This is a genomic window from Comamonas piscis (assembly GCF_014109725.1).
Taxonomy (GTDB): Bacteria; Pseudomonadota; Gammaproteobacteria; order Burkholderiales; family Burkholderiaceae_C; genus Comamonas; species Comamonas piscis.
The window spans coordinates 3,442,365-3,466,380 of record NZ_CP058554.1 but is presented as its reverse complement, the minus strand read 5'-3'; the positions used below and the strand labels follow the sequence as shown (position 1 = coordinate 3,466,380).

Annotated in this window: 29 protein-coding genes and 1 pseudogene; 17 read left to right on the top strand and 13 right to left on the bottom strand. The window is 60.6% G+C overall.

The window, feature by feature from the left end:
- Positions 1–12 precede the first annotated feature (12 nt).
- From HS961_RS15650 to HS961_RS15635, 4 genes are all read left to right on the top strand, one after another.
- Complete coding sequence (locus HS961_RS15650) at positions 13–1,176, top strand: acyl-CoA dehydrogenase family protein (protein ID WP_182323540.1); 1,164 nt, start codon at positions 13–15, stop codon at positions 1,174–1,176.
- A 16-nt stretch (positions 1,177–1,192) separates the two neighbouring features.
- Positions 1,193–2,224: an acyl-CoA dehydrogenase family protein gene (locus HS961_RS15645; RefSeq protein ID WP_182323538.1), complete on the top strand. Its 1,032-nt coding sequence runs from the start codon at positions 1,193–1,195 to the stop codon at positions 2,222–2,224.
- An 81-nt stretch (positions 2,225–2,305) separates the two neighbouring features.
- Positions 2,306–3,400, top strand: a complete 1,095-nt coding sequence (locus tag HS961_RS15640; RefSeq protein ID WP_182323536.1) for an enoyl-CoA hydratase/isomerase family protein — start codon at positions 2,306–2,308, stop codon at positions 3,398–3,400.
- Between the two features lie 124 nt (positions 3,401–3,524).
- Positions 3,525–5,489 carry an oleate hydratase gene (locus HS961_RS15635; RefSeq protein WP_182323533.1) on the top strand — a complete coding sequence of 655 codons (1,965 nt, stop codon included), beginning with the start codon at positions 3,525–3,527 and terminating at the stop codon, positions 5,487–5,489.
- Positions 5,490–5,579: 90 nt separating this feature from the next.
- Here HS961_RS15635 and HS961_RS15630 read toward each other — a convergent pair whose 3' ends face one another.
- From HS961_RS15630 to smpB, 3 genes are all read right to left on the bottom strand, one after another.
- Entirely contained in the window at positions 5,580–5,990 is a 411-nt protein-coding gene (locus tag HS961_RS15630) for an ATP-binding protein (RefSeq protein ID WP_182323531.1), read from the bottom strand.
- Positions 5,991–6,100: 110 nt separating this feature from the next.
- On the bottom strand, positions 6,101–6,712 hold the full coding sequence (locus HS961_RS15625) for a Pr6Pr family membrane protein (protein WP_182323529.1): 612 nt from the start codon (positions 6,710–6,712) through the stop codon (positions 6,101–6,103).
- An 85-nt stretch (positions 6,713–6,797) separates the two neighbouring features.
- The gene (gene smpB / locus HS961_RS15620) at positions 6,798–7,271 is read right to left on the bottom strand and encodes an SsrA-binding protein SmpB (protein WP_182323527.1); all 474 of its coding nucleotides are present in this window, start codon (positions 7,269–7,271) and stop codon (positions 6,798–6,800) included.
- Between the two features lie 142 nt (positions 7,272–7,413).
- Between smpB and HS961_RS15615 the strand changes: the two genes are divergently transcribed.
- Both HS961_RS15615 and HS961_RS15610 read left to right on the top strand, forming a co-directional pair.
- Positions 7,414–7,854, top strand: a complete 441-nt coding sequence (locus HS961_RS15615) for a type II toxin-antitoxin system RatA family toxin (protein WP_182323525.1) — start codon at positions 7,414–7,416, stop codon at positions 7,852–7,854.
- Entirely contained in the window at positions 7,847–8,215 is a 369-nt protein-coding gene (locus HS961_RS15610; protein WP_182323523.1) for an RnfH family protein, read from the top strand. Before HS961_RS15615 ends, HS961_RS15610 begins: the two co-directional genes overlap by 8 nt.
- Positions 8,216–8,281: 66 nt before the next feature.
- On the opposite strand, the gene HS961_RS15605 is transcribed toward HS961_RS15610, so the two are convergent.
- Positions 8,282–8,860, bottom strand: coding sequence for a DUF4124 domain-containing protein (locus HS961_RS15605; protein ID WP_182323521.1), 579 nt, complete (start codon positions 8,858–8,860; stop codon positions 8,282–8,284).
- A 143-nt stretch (positions 8,861–9,003) separates the two neighbouring features.
- On the opposite strand from HS961_RS15605, the gene guaB reads away from it, so the two are divergent.
- From guaB to guaA, 5 genes are all read left to right on the top strand, one after another.
- On the top strand, positions 9,004–10,479 hold the full coding sequence (guaB, locus tag HS961_RS15600; protein WP_182323519.1) for an IMP dehydrogenase: 1,476 nt from the start codon (positions 9,004–9,006) through the stop codon (positions 10,477–10,479).
- A gap of 62 nt (positions 10,480–10,541) precedes the next feature.
- The gene (locus HS961_RS15595) at positions 10,542–11,000 is read left to right on the top strand and encodes a DIP1984 family protein (protein WP_182323517.1); all 459 of its coding nucleotides are present in this window, start codon (positions 10,542–10,544) and stop codon (positions 10,998–11,000) included.
- A 382-nt stretch (positions 11,001–11,382) separates the two neighbouring features.
- The gene (locus tag HS961_RS15590; RefSeq protein WP_182323515.1) at positions 11,383–11,643 is read left to right on the top strand and encodes a type II toxin-antitoxin system Phd/YefM family antitoxin; all 261 of its coding nucleotides are present in this window, start codon (positions 11,383–11,385) and stop codon (positions 11,641–11,643) included.
- A complete protein-coding gene (locus HS961_RS15585) occupies positions 11,640–12,086 on the top strand; it encodes a type II toxin-antitoxin system VapC family toxin (protein WP_182323513.1) in 447 nt (148 codons plus the stop codon). The genes HS961_RS15590 and HS961_RS15585 overlap by 4 nt, the downstream gene beginning before the upstream one ends.
- A 43-nt stretch (positions 12,087–12,129) precedes the next feature.
- Positions 12,130–13,746 (top strand): glutamine-hydrolyzing GMP synthase, encoded by a 1,617-nt coding sequence (guaA, locus tag HS961_RS15580; RefSeq protein WP_182323511.1) that lies wholly within the window; start codon positions 12,130–12,132, stop codon positions 13,744–13,746.
- Between the two features lie 50 nt (positions 13,747–13,796).
- Here the strand turns inward: guaA and HS961_RS15575 are convergent, their stop codons facing one another.
- Positions 13,797–14,096 carry a hypothetical protein gene (locus HS961_RS15575; RefSeq protein ID WP_182323509.1) on the bottom strand — a complete coding sequence of 100 codons (300 nt, stop codon included), beginning with the start codon at positions 14,094–14,096 and terminating at the stop codon, positions 13,797–13,799.
- Positions 14,097–14,105: 9 nt separating this feature from the next.
- Between HS961_RS15575 and HS961_RS15570 the strand changes: the two genes are divergently transcribed.
- A complete protein-coding gene (locus HS961_RS15570) occupies positions 14,106–15,287 on the top strand; it encodes a tyrosine-type recombinase/integrase (RefSeq protein WP_182323508.1) in 1,182 nt (393 codons plus the stop codon).
- A 280-nt stretch (positions 15,288–15,567) separates the two neighbouring features.
- Positions 15,568–17,283 carry a hypothetical protein gene (locus HS961_RS15565; protein ID WP_182323506.1) on the top strand — a complete coding sequence of 572 codons (1,716 nt, stop codon included), beginning with the start codon at positions 15,568–15,570 and terminating at the stop codon, positions 17,281–17,283.
- Between the two features lie 31 nt (positions 17,284–17,314).
- Here the strand turns inward: HS961_RS15565 and HS961_RS15560 are convergent, their stop codons facing one another.
- The 6 genes from HS961_RS15560 to HS961_RS15535 all read right to left on the bottom strand — a co-directional run bounded on the left by HS961_RS15560 (position 17,315) and on the right by HS961_RS15535 (position 19,728).
- On the bottom strand, positions 17,315–17,497 hold the full coding sequence (locus HS961_RS15560) for a helix-turn-helix transcriptional regulator (protein WP_182323504.1): 183 nt from the start codon (positions 17,495–17,497) through the stop codon (positions 17,315–17,317).
- Between the two features lie 8 nt (positions 17,498–17,505).
- Positions 17,506–17,727: a hypothetical protein gene (locus HS961_RS15555; protein ID WP_182323502.1), complete on the bottom strand. Its 222-nt coding sequence runs from the start codon at positions 17,725–17,727 to the stop codon at positions 17,506–17,508.
- A gap of 8 nt (positions 17,728–17,735) precedes the next feature.
- Positions 17,736–18,359, bottom strand: a complete 624-nt coding sequence (locus HS961_RS15550) for a hypothetical protein (protein WP_182323500.1) — start codon at positions 18,357–18,359, stop codon at positions 17,736–17,738.
- Positions 18,317–18,583 (bottom strand): hypothetical protein, encoded by a 267-nt coding sequence (locus tag HS961_RS15545; protein ID WP_182323498.1) that lies wholly within the window; start codon positions 18,581–18,583, stop codon positions 18,317–18,319. The genes HS961_RS15550 and HS961_RS15545 overlap by 43 nt, the downstream gene beginning before the upstream one ends.
- On the bottom strand, positions 18,583–18,927 hold the full coding sequence (locus HS961_RS15540; protein ID WP_182323496.1) for a hypothetical protein: 345 nt from the start codon (positions 18,925–18,927) through the stop codon (positions 18,583–18,585). Before HS961_RS15540 ends, HS961_RS15545 begins: the two co-directional genes overlap by 1 nt.
- Before the next feature lie 198 nt (positions 18,928–19,125).
- Complete coding sequence (locus tag HS961_RS15535; protein ID WP_182323494.1) at positions 19,126–19,728, bottom strand: helix-turn-helix domain-containing protein; 603 nt, start codon at positions 19,726–19,728, stop codon at positions 19,126–19,128.
- A gap of 461 nt (positions 19,729–20,189) precedes the next feature.
- On the opposite strand from HS961_RS15535, the gene HS961_RS15530 reads away from it, so the two are divergent.
- Genes HS961_RS15530 through HS961_RS15520 form a run of 3 tightly spaced genes read left to right on the top strand, consistent with a single transcriptional unit; the run spans position 20,190 to position 21,869 of the window.
- Positions 20,190–20,771 (top strand): DUF4043 family protein, encoded by a 582-nt coding sequence (locus tag HS961_RS15530; RefSeq protein WP_182323492.1) that lies wholly within the window; start codon positions 20,190–20,192, stop codon positions 20,769–20,771.
- Positions 20,768–21,466 (top strand): hypothetical protein, encoded by a 699-nt coding sequence (locus tag HS961_RS15525; RefSeq protein WP_182323490.1) that lies wholly within the window; start codon positions 20,768–20,770, stop codon positions 21,464–21,466. Before HS961_RS15530 ends, HS961_RS15525 begins: the two co-directional genes overlap by 4 nt.
- Before the next feature lie 4 nt (positions 21,467–21,470).
- A complete protein-coding gene (locus HS961_RS15520; protein WP_182323488.1) occupies positions 21,471–21,869 on the top strand; it encodes a hypothetical protein in 399 nt (132 codons plus the stop codon).
- 272 nt (positions 21,870–22,141) lie between these two features.
- Here the strand turns inward: HS961_RS15520 and HS961_RS15515 are convergent.
- Positions 22,142–22,570, bottom strand: a pseudogene (locus HS961_RS15515) (IS21 family transposase); the annotation flags it as partial.
- Between the two features lie 132 nt (positions 22,571–22,702).
- On the opposite strand from HS961_RS15515, the gene HS961_RS15510 reads away from it, so the two are divergent.
- The gene (locus tag HS961_RS15510; protein ID WP_182323486.1) at positions 22,703–23,686 is read left to right on the top strand and encodes a PLxRFG domain-containing protein; all 984 of its coding nucleotides are present in this window, start codon (positions 22,703–22,705) and stop codon (positions 23,684–23,686) included.
- Here the strand turns inward: HS961_RS15510 and HS961_RS15505 are convergent.
- The gene (locus HS961_RS15505; protein ID WP_182323484.1) at positions 23,683–23,937 is read right to left on the bottom strand and encodes a hypothetical protein; all 255 of its coding nucleotides are present in this window, start codon (positions 23,935–23,937) and stop codon (positions 23,683–23,685) included. The two genes, HS961_RS15510 and HS961_RS15505, sit on opposite strands and share 4 nt — an antisense overlap.
- Positions 23,938–24,016 lie beyond the last annotated feature (79 nt).

Below are 24,016 nucleotides of genomic sequence, written 5' to 3'. Positions count from 1 at the left end.
AAAGCGACGACGATGACGATTCTCAACGGACTGGCCCTGACCCGCATCCCGCCCGAAGGCGAGGCGCTGCGCGCGGAGGTGCGTGCTTTTCTGCAAGAGGCGGTCAAAGACATTCCCGCCCATATCCGCGCCAAATCCTGGAGTGGTTATGACCCCGCCTTCAGCCGCAAGCTGGGTGAGAAGGGCTGGCTGGGCATGACCTTCCCCAAAGCCTACGGTGGCCATGAACAGGGCGCCTTTGCGCGCTATGTGGTGGTCGAGGAGTTGCTGAATTTTGGCGCCCCGGTGGGATCGCACTGGATTGCCGAGCGCCAGAGCGCACCCTTGATTTTGAAATACGGCACCGAGGCGCAAAAGCAGCGCTATGTGCCGCCGGTGGCGCGGGGCGAGAGCTTTTTTTGCATCGGCATGAGCGAACCCAATGCTGGCTCGGACCTGGCCAGCGTGCGCACCCGCGCCGTGCCCAATGATGGCGGCTGGCTGCTCAATGGCCAGAAAATCTGGACCACCAACGCCGAGCACTGCCAGTACATGATTGCGCTGGTGCGCACTTCGGGCGAGCCGGCGGACCGGCAGAAAGGCCTGTCGCAGCTGATCGTGGACCTGAGCCTGCCGGGCGTGACCGTGCGGCCCATCGAGGACATGTCGGGCGACCGCCATTTCTGCGAGGTGTTTTTTGACAATGTGCAGCTTGCCCCCGATGCGCTGGTGGGCGCTGAAGGCCAGGGCTGGGAGCAGGTGACCGCCGAGCTGGCCTATGAGCGCAGCGGACCCGAGCGCTTGTTCTCCTCGGTGGTGCTGCTGGACCAATGGCTGGCCTTTGTGCGCAGCGAGGCAGCGCCGCGTGCCGACTCCATCAAGCTTGCTGGTCAGATATTGACCCGCCTCGCGCCGCTGCGCGCGCTGTCCGTCGCTGTGCAAGAGAAGCTGGTGCAAGGCCAAAGCCCGATTGTGGAAGCCGCGCTGGTCAAGGACCAAGGGACGGTGCTGGAGCAGTTCATCCCAGCTGCGATCGCCGACGACCTGATGGCGCGCGAAGGCGAGGGCGAGGCAGTGCCCCATGCGCTGCTGCTGACCCTTAACTACCTGACACTCGTCTCGCCGTGCTACACGCTGCGCGGCGGCACCCGCAGCATTTTGCGCGGCATGATCGCGCGCGGCCTTGGCCTGCGTTGAGCGCAAGGAGAAGAACATGGACCATTTGATTACCGAGGCCCTGCGCGATCTGCTGACGGGGCAATGCACGCCCGCCGTGGTGCGCGCCATCGAGAGCGAAGCGGCAGCAAGCGCTGGCGCGTCGCCCACCGCTGCAGCGCTGTGGCAGCAGATTGAGGACAGCGGCTTTGCCGACCTGCTGCTGAGCGAAGACGCAGGCGGCGCTGGCCTGGCGCTGCGCGATGCCTTTGCGGTGTGGGATTTGCTGGGCCAGCACGCCATGCCGCTGCCGCTGGCAGAAACCATGCTGGCGCGGGCCTGGCTGGCGGCCGCCGGTGTGGCGCTGCCGCAAGGCGCCATTGCGCTGGCGCCGCAGCTGGCCGCTGCCGATGGCGGCCTGCGGGCCAGCGGCGTGCGCGGTGCCCGGGTGGCGCCATGGGTGCTGGGCCAGCACGGGGCGGATGTGCTGCTGCTGCCTGTGGCCGCTGCGCAGGCCAGTGCCAGCATTTTTGTGCTGGATGCGGATCTGCACTGGCCCGCCAGCGCCGTGGTTTCCGCCACCCGTGTGCCCGCCCCCGCATCGCTGCTGGTGGCGCAGGCCGGGCTGGTGTCGGCCTTGCTGGCCGGCAGCCTGCTGACGGTGTTTGAAAGCACCCTGAACTTTGCCAATGAGCGCCAGCAGTTTGGCCGGCCGATTGGCAAGTTCCAGGCCATCCAGCATGAGCTGGCGGTGATGGCTGAGCATGTGAGCGCGGCGCGCATGGCGGCCCAGATTGCCTGCGAGGCCGATGGCGTGGTGGCAGATCCGCTGAAGGTGGCAGTGGGCAAGGCCCGCAGCAGCGAGGCAGCGGTGGAGGTGGCAGCGCTCGCGCATTCTATCCACGGCGCGATTGGCTTTACCACCGAGTTTGATTTGCAGCTGCACACCCGCCGCCTGCACCTGTGGCGCCAGACAGCGGGCAGCGAAAGCTACTGGCAGCTGCAGGCGGGGCAAGCTTTGCTGGCAGCAGACGGCATGGCGCTGGATGTAATCCGCCAGATAACGGACAGCAGCGCGCCGGTAGCCTGATTTGGCACCTGTTTGACCGCTGCCCGCGCCGGTTATCGGCTATGGTGGCGGTTGTTTTTAGAAGAACCAGGAGTCAATGTTATGGCGGTCTACACCGAAGATGTGCAAAGCGAAGTGCGCGGCCAGCTGGGCTTTATCACGCTAAACCGGCCCAAGGCGCTGAACGCGCTGTCTCTGGCGATGGTGCGCGAGCTGCGCGATGTGCTGCTGCGCTGGCAGCAAGACGAGAAGGTGCTGGCCGTGGCCATCCGGGGCAGCAACAAAGAGGGCGTGTTTGGTGCCTTCTGCGCTGGCGGCGATATCCGCTTTTTGCATGCGGCCGGCATGGCAGGCAACCCCGAGCTGGAGGATTTCTTCACCGAGGAATACGCGCTCAACCACCTGATCCACCACCTTGGCAAACCCTATATCGCCTTTATGGATGGCATTGTGATGGGCGGCGGCATGGGCATCAGCCAGGGCGCCAGCCTGCGCATCGTCACCGAGCGCACCAAGATGGCGATGCCCGAGACGGCCATTGGTTTGTTCCCCGATGTGGGCGGCGGCTACTTTCTGTCGCGCTGCCCCGGCCGTGTGGGCGAGTACCTGGGCCTCACCGGCCAGATGATTGGCGCAGCCGATGCGTTGGCCTACCAGCTGGCCGATGGCTACCTGGAGAGTGCGCAGCAGCAGGCGCTGTGGGATGGACTGGCCGCTGGCAGTTTTGCCAATGGCCAGGCGGTGGAAGCCTTTGTGCGGGCCGGCCTGGCCACCGCACCAGAGCGCGCTGCCAACCCCGATGCCGACATCGCCCAGTACTTTGGCCTGGCCGATGTGCCGGCCATCATCAGCGCGCTGGAAGCGGGCGACAGCGACTTTGCCCGTGCCACCGCCGAGACCCTGCGCAAGCGCTCGCCGTTGATGCTGTTCGTGGTGCTGGAGCAGATCCGCCGCGCACGCAGCCTGAGCCTGGCCGACGACCTGCGCATGGAGCGCGACCTGGTGCGCCACTGCTTTTACCTGCGCCCTCATCGCAAGAGCGAAACCTTGGAAGGCATCCGTGCGTTGGCGGTGGACAAGGACCACCACCCGCAGTGGAACCCCGCGCGCATCGAAGACGTGGACCTGCAGGAAGTGGCGCAGATGTTTGCCAGCCCCTGGCCTGCACAGGCCCATCCGCTGCTGGCGCTGGACTGAGCGCAAGGGGAGAGCCAAGCAGCTACGTGGATGCGTAGGCGCTTGCCGCCCATCAATAGTGGCTGGGAGTCGGTGTGCTATACCTTGGCGTCTGATCGTCAAGCTATCCATGAAAGGCACCACCATGAAGCATGCAGACTCCCGCACCTCCTCGCTGCGCGTTGAGGCAAACATCGGCGAAGGCTTTTGGCGCAAGGGCCCGCAAGACAGCCTGCCACCACCCGACATGGTGGGCGCCTATATGCGCAACCGGCCGGTGCTGGGCGCGCCGGTAGCGGGGCGAAAGGCCTGGATTATCGGCAGCGGCATTGCAGGCCTTGCAGCGGCCTTCTACCTGATCCGCGACGGCGGCATGGCCGGCGAAGACATCACCATTCTGGATGCCCTGGATGTGACCGGTGGCTCGCTCGATGGCGCGGGTAATGCCGAGCAGGGCTATATCGTGCGCGGCGGCCGCGAGATGAACTGGAACTACGACAACTTCTGGGACCTGTTCCAGGACGTACCGGCGCTGGAGCTGCCCGAGGGCTACAGCGTGCTGGACGAGTACCGCCACGTCAACGACAACGACCCCAACTGGTCCAAGGCCCGGCTGATGCACCAGCAAGGCAAGATCCGCGATTTCTCCAGCCTGGGCCTGACCAAGGCGCACCAGTGGGAGATCGTCAAGCTGCTGCTCAAGCGCAAGGAGGAGCTGGACGACCTCAGCATCGAGTCCTATTTCAGCAAGAGCTTTCTAGAGACTAATTTCTGGTACCTGTGGCGCTCGATGTTCGCGTTCGAGAACTGGCAAAGCCTGCTGGAGATGAAGCTCTACATGCACCGCTTCCTGGACGCCATCGATGGCCTCACGGACATGTCGGCGCTGGTGTTTCCCAAGTACAACCAGTACGACAGCTTTGTCGTGCCGTTGACGCGCATGCTCAAGGACAAGGGCGTAAAGGTGCAGTTCAACACCCGCGCCTATGACCTGGACATGCGGGAGGAGGCAGGCGCCCGCACGGTGACTGCCATCCGCTGCAAATCGGCCGGCCAGGATGTGCAGATTGCGCTGGGCCCGGACGACGTGGTGTTTGCGCTGACGGGATCGATGACCGAGGGCACCGCTTATGGCGATCTGGATACTGCGCCGGTGCTGGCGCGCAGCAATGAGGAGCCGGGCGATGACAGCGACTGGGCCTTGTGGAAGCGCCTGGCGGCCAAGTCGCCGGTGTTTGGCCGGCCGGAGAAGTTCTATGGCGATGTGAAGGGGTCCATGTGGGAGTCCGCCACGTTGACCTGCAAAGCCTCGCCGCTGATCGACAAACTCAAGGAACTGTCGGTCAACGATCCCTACTCGGGCAAGACGGTGACGGGCGGCATCATCACCTTCACCGATTCTAACTGGGTGATGAGCTTTACCTGCAACCGCCAGCCGCATTTCCCCGATCAACCGGGCGACGTGCTGGTGCTCTGGGTGTATGCGCTGTTGATGGACAAAAAGGGCAACCATGTGGCCAAGACCATGCCCGAATGCACGGGGCGCGAGATTCTGGCCGAGCTGTGCTACCACCTGGGCATCGCCGACCAGATCGATGCGGTGGCGGCCAATACCAAGGTGCGCTTGGCGCTGATGCCCTATATCACGGCCCAATTCATGCCGCGCGCCGCTGGCGACCGGCCCCATGTGGTGCCCGAGGGCTGCACCAACCTGGCCTTGGTGGGCCAGTTTGTCGAGACCAGCAACGATATTGTGTTCACGATGGAAAGCTCGGTGCGCACCGCACGCATTGGCGTCTACACATTGCTAGGATTGGCAAAGCAGGTGCCCGACATAAGCCCCACGCAGTACGACATCCGCAACATCATCAAGGGCGCGCGGGCGCTGAACGGCAACCAGCCTTTTGTGGGAGAGCGTTTGCTGCACCGCGTGCTGGGCAAAACCTATTTCGCGCACATCCTGCCGCCACTGCCCGAGAACGAGGAGACCTTGCGCGAACGCGCGGAATCGGAGCTGGCGCAACTGCTGGGCAAGGGCGGCCAGGCGCTGGGCAAGGTGTCTGCCTGGTTGGAGCGCTACAGCAGCGGCATGCGCGACAAGTCCAAATAAGCGCGGCGCTGATCGCAGGCTGAAACGCAAAGAGGTGGCCGTTTGGCCACCTCTTGTTGTTGGAGGGAACAGCTTAGCAGCCGTGTCCGATCAAGGTGTTGCCAGCTTCCACACACCGCCGCCCATGCCGTCGCCGCGCTTTTCGCCGGCTTGGCTGTCTTTGGCAAAGTAGTACAGCGGCCAGCCTTTGTAGGCCCATTGCTGGGTGTTGTCCGTGCGCTGGATGATGCTGAAATCACCAATCGGCTTGGCGCCGGATGCCACCGGCAGCGGCGGCCAGTTGGTGGCGCATTGCTGGTAGCAGGTGGAGGCACCGCTGCCGGCGCTGTCCTTGGTGAAGGTATAGAGCGTGCGGCCATCGGGGCCGACCAGCACGCCATCGGCGGATCGTACCGGTGTGCTGGTGTCGGCGTTCTTCTGGTCCTTGTGGTGCATGGAGCCACAGGCGGTCAAAAGAACGGCAGACAGTGGAATGGCCAGTACAGCGAGCTTGGAGAACATAGGCGGCACCCGGGTTGGTTGTAGGTGTCATCAATATAGGTGGCAGCCCACAGCCGCCATGTCGGACAGATACCCATCCTGGGTGGCGAAGCCCAGCGCCAATGGCCAGCCTAAGCCGGAGCTGCCGGTCTGCGCCCTTTGGCCGCCCACAGCAGCAGACCGCCCACCAGCACAAAGCCCAGAGCGATCCCTGCGGCGTACAGGGCGACGCCGGCCGCACCGCCGACGTTGGCGGGGTTCAAGAAAGGGTAGGGGTACCAGCCGGTTTGCTGGCCGCGCAGCAGGCTATAGGCCAGGTACAGCGCCGGTAGCACCAGCGCCTTGCCCAGGGCCTTGCGTGCCAGTGGTGCAGGCGCTGGCGCCAGCAGCCAATCGAGCACCACGGCGATGGGCATCAGGTAGTGCAGCACCGTGTTGATCCAGGCCTGCATGAGGCCTACATCCAGGTGGCGCAGCAGCAAGGCAAACACCAGGCCGACAATGGCCATCTGCACGGCAGACAGGTAGCGCAGCAGGCTTAGCCAGGGGCGCTCTTGCTGGGCAGGGGTGCAGGCGCTGAGCAGCAGCACCAGCGATGCAAACAGATTGGACAGCACCGTGAAGTAGCTGAAGAAATTGGCAAAACTGAAGTTGTTAGCCGCATGCAGAGCCAGCTGTTGGCCGATGGCTGCCAGCACGAGGAGGGCCAGGCAGAGGCGTGCGAGCCGCAGCAGTTTGTGCATGGCAGGGTGTCCAGTCAGGGATGAGCCGCCATATTAGAGCCAGCGCAGCGCTTTGCCCAGCGCTGGCCTTTGGTTGCCAAGGCGATCAGCGGCTGTGTACCTTCATCGCGCGCTCTACTTCGCGCTTGCCTTCGCGGTCCTTGATCACGTCGCGCTTGTCATGCTCTGCCTTGCCCTTGGCCAGCGCAATATCGCATTTGGCCAGGCCATTTTTCCAATGCAGGTTGATGGGGACCAGGGTGTAGCCCTTTTGCTCGACTTTGCCGATCAGGCGCTTGATCTCGTCCTTCTTCATCAAGAGCTTTTTGATGCGGGCGGCATCGGGGCTGACATGGGTAGAGGCGGTCTTGAGCGGGTTGATCTGGCAGCCCATCAGGTAGAGCTCGCCATTCTTGACCAGCACATAGCCGTCGGTCAGTTGAACCTTGCCTTCGCGCAGCGCTTTGACTTCCCAGCCGTGCAGCACCATGCCGGCCTCAAAGCGTTCTTCAAAGAAATAGTTGAATGCGGCCTTCTTGTTATCGGCAATGCGGCTGTTGGTGTTGTTGGTCTTCGACATAATTGCAATATTAGGGGCAAAACGGCTTTCCCAAGCCCGTAGGGCTGCTAGATGCAGCGCTTTTTGTTCTGGTCTATGATTTTATGAATGTTTCGGGCCGCTTCCAGCGCTCCTGCCCTTGGCGGCCCATCTCCCTGTCTGCATGAAAACTGTCAACAAGTCCGTTCTGATCTGGTACAGCCCCCAGGAGATGTTTGATCTCGTGGCCGATGTGCCGCGCTACTCCGATTTTTTGCCCTGGTGCGACCATGCGCTGGTGCTGGAGCAGCATGCCGATGGCGTGACTGCCGAGGTCGGCATTGCGCTGGCGGGTATCAAAAAGTCCTTCGTGACCCGCAACACCTATGACCCCGGCAAGCGGCTGCAGATGCAGCTGGTGAAAGGGCCGTTCTCGCAACTGCAGGGCGATTGGCGCTTTGAGCCCGTGGGCGATGGCAGCCAGCGCGCCTGCAAGGTGTCGTTGAGCCTGAGCTATGGCTTTGACAGCATGGCGCTGGCAGCGGTGGTCGGCCCCATTTTTGACAAGATCGCCGCCACGATGATGGATGCCTTTATCCAGCGGGCCGAGAAAATCTATGGCTGATGCCGCGCCTGACACCGTGCTGAATGCAGCGCTGATGCAGATCGAGGTGGTCTGGGCCCAGAATGGCCAGCCGCAGACGGTGCAGTTGCAACTGCCCACTGGCGCCAGCCTGACGCAGGCCCTGGCCGCTGCCAGTGCGCAAACCGGCCAGGTGTTCGACGAGGCGCAGGATGCTGGCGTTTGGGGCCGGCTGCAAGCGCGCAGCCAGCTGCTGGCCGATGGCGACCGGGTTGAGCTGTACGAAGCCCTCAAGGTAGACCCCAAGAAAGCGCGGCGTGAGCGCTTTGCCAAGCAGGGCGCGCGCGGCACCGGGCTGTTTGCTCAGCGCAGGCCGCAGTCCAAAGCCGGTTACGGCGCCTGATCGCAGCGCCGCCAGCAAGAAAAAAGCCAAGCAGATGCTTGGCTTTTTGGTGACTGCGGCAGGCGCTCAGCAGTTGTTGAAGATGAGCTCATCGGTGCGCTTGATCTCAGCAGCGCGCTGCTCGGCATTCTGGAACACCATCTCCCCCTTTTCATTCGGTGCACGCACGGCCTTGCCGGTGTCGTACATCGATTTGGCTTGCTGGGCGCGTTTGCAGTTGTCGGCCTTGGCTGCTGCCTGCTTGGATTTTTCAGCGGCTTCCGCATCGGCCTTGGCTTTGGCGTCTGCCGCCTTCTTGGCTTCCAGCTCTTTGTCCTTGCCGGTGGGGGCCTTGGCAGCGGGTGCACCGCTGGCAGGGGCTGCCGCAGCAGCTTGGCCAGGTGGCGTTGCGCCGTCGCCGACATCGCCATCCTGCGGGGCAGGCGCTGCGTCGCGCAGCGCTGGGCCGGTGCCGGAGGACTGGACGCCTTTGAGCGAGCCATAGCCCTTGGGCCGCTTGACGATGTTCTTCTCTGGCACGTCCAGCCCCGGTGGGCGATCGCTGAAGACCTTGCGGCCATCTTTGTCGATCCACTGCCATTGGGCCATCGCGGGCGCGCCGATGCCAAGGGCCACCGAGAGGAGGAGCAGCTTGATGAGTTTCATAGAAAGCGAGTGTAGCCTGCCGCGTGTCCGCCTCGGCTGAAGTTGTTGGTTAGAGATAACAGGCTGCGTCAGTGGGATGTAATACAGCTGCCCTGCAAGCTGTTTACAAAAGACGGTAGAATCCTTTTTTTGGAGCTTTCACAATGCGCCTGATCGGAAAAGCGCTCACCTTCGACGATGTGTTGTTGGTACCCGCATACTCCCAAGTCCTGCCCAAGGACGTCTCTCTCGCCACCCAATTCTCTCGCAATATCCGCCTGAACCTGCCCCTGGTGTCTGCCGCCATGGACACGGTGACGGAAGCCAGACTGGCCATTGCCATCGCCCAAGAGGGCGGTATTGGTGTGATCCACAAGAACATGTCCGCCGAGCAGCAAGCTGCCGAGGTCTCCAAGGTCAAGCGCCATGAATCGGGCGTCGTGCATGACCCGGTGGTCATCACGCCTGAGCACACCGTGCTGCAGATCATGCAGCTGTCCGACGAGCGGGGCATCTCCGGCTTCCCCGTCTGCGACGGCGGCAAGGTGGTCGGTATCGTGACCAGCCGCGATCTGCGCTTCGAGACCCGCTACGACGTCAAGGCGCGCGACATCATGACGCCGCGCGACAAGCTGGTGACCGTCAACGAAAAAGACGACACCACGCCCGCCGCTGCCAAGGCTTTGCTCAACAAGCACAAGCTCGAACGTATTTTGGTGGTGAACGATGCCTTTGAACTCAAGGGCCTGATCACCGTCAAGGACATCACCAAGCAAACCACCTTCCCCAATGCCGCACGCGACCGCGCTGGCCGTCTGCGCGTGGCTGCGGCCGTGGGTGTAGGCGCTGGGACGGAAGAGCGGGTTGAGCTGCTGGTTAAGGCCGGTGTCGATGCCCTCGTGGTGGACACTGCCCACGGCCACAGCCGGGGCGTGATCGAGCGCGTGCGCTGGGTCAAGCAAAACTACCCGCAAGTCGATGTGATCGGCGGCAATATTGCCACCGGCGCAGCCGCACTGGCGCTGGTTGAGGCAGGCGCTGATGCAGTCAAGGTCGGTATCGGCCCTGGCTCCATCTGCACCACGCGTATCGTGGCTGGTGTGGGCGTGCCCCAGATCATGGCTGTGGACAGCGTCGCCCAGGCCCTGCAAGGCACGGGCGTGCCGCTGATTGCCGATGGCGGTATCCGCTTCTCCGGCGATATCTCCAAGGCACTGGCCGCTGGCGCATCCACCATCATGATGGGCGGCATGTTTGCGGGTACCGAAGAAGCCCCTGGCGAAGTGATCCTCTACCAAGGCCGCTCGTACAAGAGCTACCGTGGCATGGGTTCGATCGGCGCGATGCAGCAAGGCTCGGCCGACCGCTACTTCCAGGAATCGAGCACCGGTAACCCGAATGCTGACAAGCTGGTGCCTGAAGGCATTGAAGGCCGCGTGCCTTACAAGGGCTCGATGGTTGCCATCGTCTACCAAATGGCAGGCGGCGTGCGTGCATCGATGGGCTACTGCGGTTGCGCATCGATTGCCGAGATGAACGAGAAGGCCGAGTTTGTGGAAATCACCGCAGCCGGTATCCGTGAATCGCACGTGCATGATGTGCAGATCACCAAGGAAGCGCCGAACTACCGCGCTGAGTAAGATCTCGGAAAATGGCTGCCGCTGGCAGCCATTTTTTTGATGCCTGAACACAAGGATTGCCGATGAAGCTTGCCGAAGCCTTATTGCTCCGCGCCGACCACAAGAAAAAGCTGCTTTCGCTGCGCGAGCGCATTGCCCGCAATGCCATGGTGCAAGAGGGCGAGCAGCCCAAGGAGCGGGTCGACGACCTGCTGGCCGAGGCCAACTCGACCTTGCTAGCGCAGCAGCAATTGGTGCGCGCCATCAACACCGCCAATGAGACGGCCCGGATTGCCGATGGCCGTTTGCTGGCCGATATCCTCGCCCAGCGCGATACCCTGGTCGCCCAGCATTCGCTGCTGGTCGCCACCATCGCCGCCACCGACAAGGATGTTGACCGCTACAGCCAGCGCGAGATCAAATGGCTGCCGCAGATCAACGTGGCCAGCCTGCAAAAGCAGGCCGATGACCTGTCGCGCCGTATCCGCGAGACCAATGTGGTGCTGCAATCGGCCAACTGGCAGATCGATGTGGCGGCATAGCCGTCACGGACCCAATCAAGGATCACCATCTAGTTTTTTTGGAGCGCCACGGGCGAGTGCAAAGACCCCGGCCGGGAGCCAGGGGGTTGAAAATATTCTGGGTCCCACCCGCATGCGCAGAGGGCAGCGCAAAACGTGCTTACCCACGGCTTACCCATCAGCCCGGAACCACGCACCCTGCACCTTTGACAGCGTATACCTCACTACCTTGCACTGACGCGGCGCTCCTCCTCTCTTGCGTGACAGCCCTTGATACGTGGTTGCACCCCCAAGAGGCCACAGCCAAACCCCTTCAATTCTGGTCTGTTGGCAAGAAACTAGTCAGAATGATAGAATCTGGTCTGAATTGATGTTCAGGTCAGATTTTTTGTCACCCACCACCATGCACAGCGTCGGTATCTACGAAGCCAAAACCCGTTTTTCTGCCCTGGTCGAGCTGGTCGAGCAGGGCGAGGAAGTGCGCATCACGCGCCACGGCAAAGAGGTGGTGCGCATGCTGCCGATGCGGCGTAAACCGGTGATCACCGACGAACAGATCGCCCGCGAGCTGGCGCAAATGGCGGCCTTGCAGGCCAGCATTGCTCCTGCGCCGCTAACAGATTCGGTCGCAACCCTGCGCCGCAGCGGCAGGAGCGCCGCATGACTGCCGCCTTCAGCGCCTTTGTGCTCGATGCCTCGGTCACCGCTGCCTGGTTGCTGCCGGAAGCGGCGAGCAGCCATACCCAGCGCCTCTATGCCCGCATTCGCCGCCATGAGGTCGATCCACAAGCGCCCAACCTGTGGTTTTGGGAATGCAGCAACCTGGTCGCCACCGGTGCCAACAGCGGCCGTATCCCGCTGGGCAGTGTCGAAGGCCTCTGGGGTGTGCTGGATGCCATCCGCCACCGGGTGGAGCTGCATGACTTGGCGCCCGCCCAGCACAAAGCCGTGCTGGACGTGGCGCTGACCACCGGCCTGCCTGTGTACGATGCCGCCTATCTGTGGCTGGCGCAGTCACTGCGCTTGCCCCTGGCCAGTTTTGATGCTGCGCAAGTGGCAGCGGCCCGCCAATGCGGAATCGCCGTGCTGGCGGCCGAAGATTTTTGACCTATTCATCCTCGTTTTTCCATCCAAACCCAACGATCCTGCTATGCAACACGACAAGATCCTCATCCTTGACTTTGGCTCCCAAGTCACCCAACTGATCGCCCGCCGCGTGCGCGAAGCCCATGTCTACTGCGAAGTGCATCCCTGCGATGTGAGCAGCGACTGGGTGCGCGAGTTTGCCGCTGACGGCAAGCTCAAGGGCGTGATCCTGTCCGGCAGCCATGCCAGCGTCTACGAAGTGGATGACCGCGCACCGGATGCCGTGTTTGAGCTGGGCATTCCCGTGCTGGGCATCTGCTACGGCATGCAGACCATGGCCACCCAGCTGGGCGGCAAGGTCGAAGGCTCCAACAGCCGCGAGTTTGGCTATGCCGAAGTGCGCGCCCATGGCCACACCGAACTGCTCAAGGGCATCGAAGACTTCGTCACCCCCGAAGGCCACGGCATGCTCAAGGTCTGGATGAGCCACGGCGACAAGGTCACCGAGCTGCCACCGGGCTTCAAGGTCATGGCATCGACGCCATCCTGCCCCATCGCCGGCATGGCTGATGAAGCCCGCCGCTACTATGCTGTGCAGTTCCACCCCGAGGTGACGCACACCGTGCAAGGCCAGGCCTTGCTCAACCGCTTTGTGCTCGATATCTGCGCCACCCAGGCCGACTGGATCATGGGCGACTACATCGAAGAAGCCGTTGCCAAGATCCGCGAGCAAGTCGGTGACGAAGAGGTGATTCTGGGCCTGTCCGGCGGCGTGGATTCGTCCGTTGCTGCCGCGCTGATCCACCGCGCCATTGGCGACCAGCTGACCTGCGTGTTTGTGGATCATGGTCTGCTGCGCCTCAACGAAGGCGACATGGTCATGGAGATGTTTGAAGGCAAGCTCCACGCCAAGGTCATCCGCGTGGATGCTGCCGACCTGTTCCTGGGCAAACTCGCTGGCGTGAACGAGCCAGAAGCTAAGCGCAAGATCATCGGCGGCTTGTTTGTCGACGTCTTTAAGGCGGAAGCGTCCAAGCTCAAGGCAGCAAACGCTGGCTCCAAGGGTGCCACCTTCCTCGCCCAAGGCACGATTTATCCCGACGTGATCGAGTCCGGCGGTGCGAAGTCGAAGAAGGCCGTGGTCATCAAGAGCCACCACAACGTCGGCGGCCTGCCAGAGCAGCTGGGCCTCAAGCTGCTCGAACCGCTGCGTGACCTGTTCAAGGACGAAGTGCGCGAGCTGGGCGTCGCCCTGGGCCTCCCCCGTGGCATGGTCTACCGCCACCCCTTCCCCGGCCCAGGCCTGGGTGTGCGCATCTTGGGTGAAGTGAAAAAGGAATACGCCGACCTGCTGCGCCGCGCCGACGCGATCTTCATCGAAGAGCTGAACAACTGGGTGGACGACGCCACCGGCAAGACCTGGTACGACCTGACCAGCCAGGCCTTCACCGTCTTCCTGCCCGTCAAGAGCGTGGGCGTCATGGGCGACGGCCGCACCTACGACTACGTTGTTGCGCTGCGTGCGGTGCAGACCAGCGACTTCATGACGGCTGACTGGGCGGAGCTGCCTTATGGCTTGCTCAAGCGCGTGTCGAACCGGATCATCAATGAAGTGCGCGGTATTAATCGCGTTACTTATGATGTGTCAAGCAAGCCGCCTGCGACGATTGAGTGGGAATAAATTCTGAAAAAGAATATTGAGTTAAGTTAAAGAAAATTTTAAGCGGTAAGTCATTGATTTACCGCTTTTTTCATGGGAAAAATTCGGAATAAATCGATAAGTTGCAGACAGTTGAAGCAAAGATGATTATTGGCAAATCTGATGGTGTTGCTAGAATCGACCTGCCAAATTGGTGGTTTGCAATGCCGTTTATGTCGCGCCTGGTGCGCTCCACAAAGTGGCAAAGCAAGAGCTGGTGAGGCCTGCAGGGGTGTTTGATGGTGCTGCGCAAAGATGGTCAATTTTTCTTGAACTTGCTGAAACCTACCATCAAGCACCTGCAGAAGATATAAAAACTTCTTCAACTTCAACAGGTTGCAATGCTCACAGATACCATACTCAAAAACATCAAGCCCACAGGCAAGGTGTTCAAAATGGCGGACCGTGACGGGCTGTATGTCCGGGTGTCGCCAAAGGGTGCTCGCACGTTCGCGTACAACTACCGGGTGAACGGCCGGCAGGAAACAATAAATTTCGGCCAGTACGGCCTTGGCGGGCTCACCCTCGCCGAGGCGCGGCAGAAGTTGGATGAGGCCAAGCGCTTGCGCAACGCCGGGGTATCGCCGGCGCGGGCGGCAATTGCGGCCGTCGAAGGCGAGCGCACATTCGCCAGCTGGGCGGAGGAATGGATGGATAAGCATCGGATGGCCGATTCCACCAGAGCGATGAAGCGATCAGTCTACGAGCGCGACCTCAAGCCTCACTTCCACAATAAGTTGATGCGCGAGATTGACCACCACGCGCTGCGCAGAAGAACAGACGAGATCGTTGCGCGCGGCGCGCCGGCCGTGGCCATCCAGGCCCGAGACATCGTGATGATGGTCTTTCGTCACGCGGTTGAGCGAGGGCTTGACGTTGAGGCCAACCCAGCGGACCGAGTGAAGCCGAGCAGCATTGCCACGTTCGTACCACGCGACCGCATGCTTCAGCCCCCCGACATCAAGACTCTTTACACCTACATGGAGCGGGTTGGGACAGGCATGCAATTCCGTGTGGCGGTCAAGCTGCTGCTGCTGACAATGGTGCGCAAGAGCGAGCTGGCCCTTGCAACCTGGGATGAGGTTGATTTTGATGCCCGGACATGGACCATCCCCAAAGAGCGCATGAAGATGAACCGTCCGCATGTGGTCTATCTGTCGCGCCAGTCTCTTGACCTCATGATCGCGCTGAAGACCTTCGGGGGCAGCTCTTCCTATGTCCTCCCCAACCGGTACGAGTCTGACAAGCCCATGAGCGCTGCTACGCTGAACCGCGTCATCTCGGGCGCAGTGGAAAAGGCTCGGGCAGATGGAGTTGAGATGCCAGACTGCGGCCCGCACGACATGCGGCGCACCGCGTCCACCTTGTTGAACGAGGCAGGGTACGCCACCGATTGGATCGAGAAGTGTTTGGCGCACGAGCAGAAGGGGGTGCGTGCGGTCTACAACAAGGCCGAATACCGTGAGCAGCGCACCGCCATGATGCAGGACTGGGCCGATATGATCGACGGGTGGACGAAATGACGCCTAGAGTAGAAATGCGTTCAGGAGCCGAATGGATTGGTCAACCCACCTACGGTGGCGGCCACTTCATTCGGATGACTGCAATCGGTCAGGAGCAGCCTGTTGCGGCGGAAGCGTATGTGACCGCTTCAGGCTAGTTGCTGCTGCTTAAATTTGATTGGTCAACGATAGCAACTGGTTTGGCGTTTGCGCATGGTCGAAGGGCCGAGTGATTTAAACTTTCACTCGAGCCTTCGGCGAGATTGCCATAGGATCGCCAATCAAGGGACACGCACACCAGATGAAGAACGCCAAAGTAGACGCGAAAGAGGAAGCTCGGCAGGCTGCCGTTCTCAAGCAGAAGACCGACGCCTACGTGGCCCGAATGGAGGGTGAGGGGAAAGGCATCAATTTCAGCCGTCTGCCAACAGATCGCCTCCTTATCGTTGAGGCGTTCAACAACTGGTCGGCCGGCTTCCTTGGAGAGGGTGGAAGTGTGCACTTTACCTACAGCGGGGCTGATCCGACCTGCGCGACTGCAGGCGAACTGCAGGAGCTCATCGGTCGACTTCATCTAAGTCCCGTACTGCTGTACCCTGTGACTGGGTTTCTTCTTTCGACCGATACAGAAGAGTTGCGATATCGGTCGCTGGAGGCGAGCTATCGACTTACGGCTCACAGTGACGGCTCCCGCGCGAGCGCTGTCAATGTGGCCGAGGCCAAGCACGTCTCGGATACCGAAGCATGCCATCAACTGTGGCTCTTCTGTGCCACTGAAGATTCCGTGGCATACCTGGAGCATCAAATGGAGACATATGGGCTTCAGCTCGAAGAGGAGGAGACTACCGCAGTCCGCAGACTCATTTCAGGCTTTCTTCAAGATCAGTTCGCACCAGGCCAAGTCTGGAACGCCATTTGGCGCTCAGTGAAACACGCTGCAGCACTGTCAAAACGGCAGTATTTCAACAACGCCAAAGCAGCCAAAACTATCCCGAAGCAGATTGACAAGGTATTGACGGAAGCGATGGGAGACGCGTCATTCCAGGCGTACGACCGGATAGTCGCGACTCCTGTCGGCGCCGTGCTCATGCTGTTCAGGCAGAGATTCGGAATTGACGATACAACGCCGGGAATGCAGGTCCGTGAGATTCTTGTTGCGGAGGCCGCACGAGCTCCGGCGCAAGAGGAGACCGGAGACGAGGGCGACACGCACGGTGACAATGTTTCGGAGAGAGTTCTCCTGCAAGGTACTGCGTATTTCTCCAGACAATATACGGAACTTGACCGCATAGCACTCTCTTGCATAGAAGGTATTCAGCTAGATTCGAAGTCTCCGGATTGGAACGATACAGGCGAGATAGGCCGCATTGACTTCACAGCATCTGGTTCGTATGCATTCAACGGCCAGATTTTCATCCAGGCACTATTTGGGCTGCTGAATATCGATCCGCTGAGCGATGATGAAGTCGCGCAAGCAGCGCTTTCCATGCCGGACGACGAATGGGCTCGCGATACGGCCTACAGGGCGTTGCAGTCCGAAGTGCTCACGGCCGTTGGCGTCACGTCAGCCGCTGCGAAGAAATTGAGCTGGGCAAGCCAGTTCTCAATGGCGCCCAACGAACTGGTCGCGATACTTCAAGGTGTGCCTATCCCTTCAGGTTTAACTGCGATGCGCGTCAAGTACGCTAGCGTCTACGACGAGTACAGTGAGCACAAGGACGTAATAGCAGCAGGGAACTACACTTTCGACTTTCCAGAGTTCTCGTTTGAACCTGAGGGCGATGACCGAGACATTGCTGCATGTGTGCTCGCGGGTGATGTAGAACGCATCGCCGCGATGCTGTCCATCGCCGTCGTGCGCACCATTCGTTGTGACATTGAGGCGAACCAAGCAGCCCTATTGGAGAAAGTAGCCCAGAATCTGCTCGAAATTGCTAGAGAGACCCAAGACCGTGCAGCTGCAAGGCCTCAGCGCTCGCCAGATTCAGTCCAAACGCGAGATTCTCTGGCTGACTGACGGTCAACCGGTTGGTTGTTCGTGGAGGCGGCTAAGCAACTGCAGCATGGGTTTCCACCTCGTCGCGCCACCACCGTACAGTGCGCTGTGAAAGGTGCACGCGCTTAGGGATCTTTCCGGTCTTTTCCATGTTGTCCAAGGTGCGACGGCACACCTTGAAGCGCTGCATCATCTCCTTGGGAGAGAGCATTTCTCGAATCGTTGGTTGTTCCATATTGCACCTCAGAAGGGAATTAAGTCGTAGCGCCATGCCTGGCAGCCGGCCTGCTGGATCTCAGACGGCGGCACGGCGCCGTTGGAGGCCTTGCAGCCGCTCCCGGTCCAGTGGATGCAGCTGTTGCAAGCCTTTTTGTCCAGCACCCATTGCCAGCGCTCCAGGTCTTTCTTTGCGGCATCACGCCGGACTTGCACCTCAGCGAGCGACATGCTCGCGTTGTCGTCCATGTTTGTTGTCATCCCCATGCCCTCAATAAATTGCTCAGACTGGCTTCCCGCTCGACGGTGGCCACCCCCTTGCGATGCGAGAGGCCGAAATACTTGTCGACCTTCCAATAGGCACCATCGCGAACTACCTGAATGGAATGGGGCACGGGCACATTGCCTTCGCGCTCCAGAAAGTTCAAAGCATCAGCGACGGTGTCGGGGCATTGGTGACGACCATGGTCCCAAAACCACTGCACGGCATGCTTGCGCACATAGCTCCGTGGGTCTTCGATAGGCACCCACTGCGTGTAGGTCTGGCCTTTGGACAGGTACTCCACCCTGAGAGAAGTACGCTCCTGTTTCGTGTGCGGGCTATATCGGATGGCTTCGACTTCCACGGTGCGCGGCTTGGCCAGCACCGCCACCGGATCCATATCTGCCGCCTCCGTGCCGTGCGCCGGCATGGTGCTCTCCGGAAACTCGTGCTCACACCCCGGGCAGATGCGCACAGAGGTGTGCACCAGCTCGTGACACTGGGGGCACTCTTTGACCGGCGCGACGCTCACCGCCTTCTCGCCGCTCTTGCGCTTCGACTTGACCTGGATCTGGTCTATGGGCCCATGGCGCTCAATGTTGCCCGCGAAGTCCAGCACCAGGGTATCTGCCTTGTTGGGGTGCTTGCGGAGCCCGGTGCATCGCTGTTGATGACAGCGGTTTCAAGGCCAGTGAGGCTCGCAGCGGTCTGCATGAGCAGCGCAGCGATCTGGTGGGCAGGATTGCCCTCGTCAAGGGCGGCGACGCCCTGGTAGTCTGCAGAGATCTTCACCACATCTTGGCCATTGGGTGCTCTCTCGATGGTGATGATGACTTTCTGCATTACACGCGCTCCACTTTGGCTGTGGGCGTGCGGTCGGTGATCGTCAGCGGCAGCTTGGCGTAGACCTCGGGCTGGTTCTCCCGCAGCCAGCTGATGCCCTTTTCATCCACCTCGCGCTTGCTTCTCACAGGGCGACACTCGGCGGGGATGTCGGCGACCATCTCATCGTACTTATCCCAGTCCAACTTCACGTTCTGCGCAGTCGTGATGGTCACCTTGAAGGCGTCGAACGCAGTGGTCTTGGAGCCGTTGGCCTTCTCGACTCCGACCTCTTGGACCAGCTCAGCCTCGACGGCCTTACGGTCCTTGGTGGCCGCGTCTTCTGCGGCCTTAGCTTGGAGCAATCGCTCCGCCAATGATGAAATTTTTTCCTTGTTCAATTTGTTCTCCGATCTGCTTGTTGAATTGCCATCGATCAAGTTAACTAAAACTCATTCGATGGTGAAATCATAGATCGAAGTTGATTAATGTTCAAGAACCTTCGCGTAAGTAGAAATACGTATTCTGAAAAAAGTAACGGCCCGTAAGGTCGGGCCGTTTGCTCAGAGCCTTGTGCGCTGTATGACTTCGACGATGCGACCAATCACTGTCGCTTTATCCAGTGGTATGGATGCAAACCTGGGATCGTCGGAAAGCAGCAACGTTTGACCGCCGTCTTGTACTATGCGGCGCAGCAAAAGATCCCCATCGACTGTGGCGACAACGGGGGAGCCGTTCGTCGGTGGATGCGCCCGGGACACGATGCAAATTGCGTCCATAGGCACAACAGACGGCAATGCACTGCTATTGTTTCTGAATCCCAATGCCGTGCCCGGTGGATAGTCTCCAGCAGTGTTTACGTACTCATCAGGGGCCTGCAAGTCCCATGTCTTGAGGGCGTCAAGGGATACCACTGGGGTCCCTTGACTACTGGATGCCTGTACAGTACTATTCGTCTCATCAGCTCCCAGGAGCCAACCGACAGAAACACCAAAGGTCTTGGCTAGGGCGACGATTTCAGCGGGTCTAGGTTCGTTCTTACCCGATTCCCACAGGGACACTGCAGAGGGCGATCTGCCCAACTTAGCGGCGATGTCTTTTTGATTGACTGGCGGGAACATGGCTTCACGCGCGGCTTGTATGCGCTGTGCAAGTATAGATTTCATGGGGTTCCGACTCCGTACGCAACTATGAATGGTCTGAGGACGTGCGCAGATCGCTGCACAACCGTCCGACATAGGCATAGCTTAAGTAAAAAATAAACTTTAATCAACTCGGTTAAAGCCTTGCATGCACGTCTAAGCACCCCTAAAATTGATTAAAGTTCAATTATTCGGGGAATGTAGTTTTGCAAAACTCAATCAAAACCAGGAATGAGTCGCCTCCAGTAGGCTTTTCAGTGCGCGGAGTGGTGGTGATGGCCGGAGGGACTGGGGCTGTTGCTGAGAAGTGCGGCATCACCCCTCAAGCGGTGCATAAGTGGAGCCACTCGATACCAGAGGAGCATGCCCGTACAGTAGCCATCGCCGCGGGGTTGCCCCTGGCGATTGTTCGCCCCGACCAGGTGCAAGGGGGCGCCGATGCGTAAAGGCACTGCACGCAAAAAGCTCGCCCCGGGGGTGATGACATGGGACATCGTGAATCAGCGCAATCGCAAGCTGGAAAGTACGCCCGACACAAGTTTTGCTGGGTTCAAGATCCAGATTTGGGAGCACTTCTTGGCGTTGGGTCGCAGATCCGCGAGTCCACTGTTCCCCTGCAGGGCATCAAGTACGAGAACGACGACAAGTACTGGAACTCGCCTCTGTACGTGTGGTTCGTTTCAGAGCGCCAGTTCCTGTACCTCAAGCAGCGCGGCACCACCTCGCAGTGGGCCAAGGCTGTGGCAGACGCAGTGGCCCGCAAGGTGCCAGGTGCCAAGCACCCGCTGTTCGACAACATGGAAACCATCATGTGGGGCGGCATGCTGATTGCCACCCTCAAGCGCTACGCCATGCCGCCGCTTTACACAGCGGTGACCCCGGAGATGCTCGCTTCGACAATCGACTTGATTGACCTCGACACGGGTGAACCCATCGGCCAGCAGTTGCCCGCCGTGATCCTGGTTGCCGGGCTGGGGTCCCTGTTCATCCGAGAAGACTTCCAGCAGTCGCAGCAAGTTCTCGGCGCCTCCGCAGATCGTCCGCCCATCGCTCCGGAGGCGTCATGAATATCGCCAAGCTGATCGCCAAGACGACTCTCCCCGCATCGCTTCAGGCGGACGCTGTGGCCGCCCTGCAAGACGCTGAAAAGCGAGCCCGTGGACTGTTGTGGGCCAAATGTAAGGTGCGCCTATTTAAGGCCGGAAAAATTTCCAAGATGCTGACCTGGGAGAGCGAGCGGCTGATTGACGTGCGGCCCGATCTGCTCGACTGGGATGTAGCGCCAATGATCAACATCACCGCCCACGGCGACAACGTGCCATGGGATCCCGCGACCGGCAAGCCAGAGCCCGGCCAATGGCTGAACAAGGACCCGAATTCCGAAGAGTACAAGCAGGCGGTCGCCGCGAACTACTGGTGCCCAGGAGAGCACGCGCGCAGTGACAAGTCGCACAAGGCGCAATATCGCCGCAACGCAGGCGAGGGCCGCGCCTATCGCCTTGGGATGCCGGTCGATGTGTCGGCCGGGCCCGATGCAGTGCAGGTCTGGCGCAACGGCGATGACACCATTCAGTTGCGCCGCTGCGGTGATGCCTGGCAGCTTACCGCCTTCCGTCCGCTGCTCGGCCGCTTCGGGCTGAATGTACGAGTTGGCTACGAAATAGACAATGTGTTTCGGGATGGTGTGCAGCAGTGGTATCCGATCCCCGGGTATGACTTGCGCGCCCCTTTAACTTATTCCGTGCTGCCTGGGAGAGGGTAGATCAATGTCGTTCAAGTCCCTTCTCAATGAGAGCCGCGCTTTTGTAATCGGCCGTATTTCTGCTGGAGCCAACTATGCCATCGGAGGGTTCACCTTCACCGGCGGCATAGCCAAGGCTGCAACGGATGCCGGGGTCGCGCCGACCTGGTTTTCGAGTCTTTCGGTGGATACCATGGGCATCATCATTGGCGCAATTTTTACGATCCTCACCGGCCTTGTTTCGGTGTGGGCGAAACGCAAGGACGTGGGTTTTAAAGAGCGCGAGGAAAAACGCCGTCATGCGGCATGGGTGATGCAGCAGCTACGCGACAACGGCGACGAGGCCATGACCAAGGAGTGGGGCAAAAACTGGCGCAAGGTGGCCTGGGAAGCCACCACCACCGGCTTGGCGCCGCTGGAGTAAGCCATGGCCGGGTTCATCCTGAACAAGTTCACCGGCATCTACCCCAGGGTCCAAGAGTCACTACTTCCAGAGACGGCTGCGACCTTTGCGGAGAATTGCGACTTCGCCTATGGCGAGCTGCGCAATATGAAGGCGGGCTTCCTCATCAACTCGATGAGCAACCAGCCATCAAGCCTTTGGACTGAGGACGGGCTTACGTTCTATTCATGGCCCGGGGACGTCGACGCGGTTCGCTCCCCCATCGCCAACGATCAACACCGGCGCCTGTACTACACCCCACCAATGACCATGGCCTCATCGCTCCAGTCGAACTGGAAGGCTTCACCCAGCTCGAAACTAAGGGGTACGAAGGCCTTAGTGGGGCTTGATGCTGATTCGACTCGCCAGCGGCGGATGTAGTCCGTGACGGCGCTGTATCCACCTCGGTAACCTTGAGCCTGGATCTGGGCAAACAGGGCACGGCCGCTGCGCCTGCTTTGCTTAGGGCGGTGACTGTCGGCTGAGAGGGCTTGCTGCAAGAGGGGCTCGAAAGCAGTGAGCTTTCCAGCCTGCTTGATCCGCTCGTACTTAGGCACGACGTCGCCAGGAGCCTTGAGCCACTTCTTGACCGTATTGCGAGCAAGGCCAGTGCGTCTCGCGATCTCGCTGAGGGAGAGTTGGTCACGCAGCTTCATGCGCCTGACCTTGCCAATCATGTCCATGGTGATCACCTTGAATCCCCTGCTGAAAGTTTCAGCAGGTCAGTGGAACACCCTGGTCAATTTTCCATCGGCACTTTGTGGTTTAGCTGATCAGATTTGCATTGGCGCTAACAACAGGGCATCTACAACAAGGTGAGCCGCCCCAACCTGGCGCGCTCCACCGTGGGGCGCCTGCTGTTCACCTTCAAGCAGTACAGCCTCACTTACTTGGAGCTGCTGAACCGCATGTTCCGGGCAGGCCCCGGCGGCAAGCGTGCTGCACTCACTATGCTGGCGGTCTTGATCCTGGCTTCGGGTGAGGAGGGCTTGCCTTTCGCTCAGGACCTCGATGACCTGATCGATACAGCTGGCCAGATGATGGGGTTTAACACCAACATGAAGCGCAACAAGCGTGATTGGGCCTATTCCATGCTGGGCAAGACCTTCGGTGATTTGGCTCTGTACGGCGTATCTGCCCAGCTCCCGCTGGACTTCTCTGGCCGCCTGGGGCTGGGCAACCTCATCCCCGGCACGGGTGCGCTGCGCCCTTCAAACTCCGACTCGATGAAGAGTAGGGAGTCTACCGAGGTGCTGGGCCCGATCTTCTCCCTGGTGGGCCAGGCATCCGACGCTGTGGGCGCCATGGACGAAGGCAACGCCGGCAAGGCAGCGCTGAACCTGGCACCAACGGCGGTGCGCAACGCGGCGGCCGGCATTGAGATCATGACCAAGGGTCACAACACCGACACACGTGGCCGCAAGGTTATGGACCTGCCTAAGTCAGCCGGCGTGACCAAGATGCTGGGCTTCAACCCCACGGGCAATGCCGAGAAGTCACGCGCCACCGGTCCGCTCATGCAAGACGCGGCACTGCTGCGCAAGCGCCAAGGGCAGATTACTGGGAAGCTAACGCAGGCGGTGGTCGACAACGACCAGAAGGCACTTGATGCGGCGCTGGCGGAGCGCGACAAGTGGAACGAGCGTTATCCCGACACCCCCATCGTGATTAGGCCATCGGCCGTTAAGAGCCGGGCAAAGCAAGCGCAAACCGATAAGGATCTGCGCGTGCTCAAGTCGGTGCCCAAGACGATGCGGGCGCAGGCCGTTAACTCGATGGCGGGGGCGGATGAGCCTTAATTGCTGGTGGAGAAACTCCACCCCTTGGCGCGCAGGCACGCATCACGAGAAGCGACCTGCGCCACGTTCTTGGCACCGCTATCGTACTTGTTCACTACGGCACCACCCCCAGGCGGAGATGTGGGCGTAACTGTGGCCGAGGTGTAGCCGCCGCCCATGTCCTGGGTGTGTACAGAGTACGTGGTGGGGCGGTTGCTGGCAGGCACAGCTGCAGCGGGTTGCGCCTTCGCGTTGCTTTGCGCGGACTGCAAGCACTCAGCCTTATCGCGCTCGAACTGAGCGCGGCCGGCGTCTCCGGCGTACTGGGGATGGGTCCAGGACCCGCAAGCA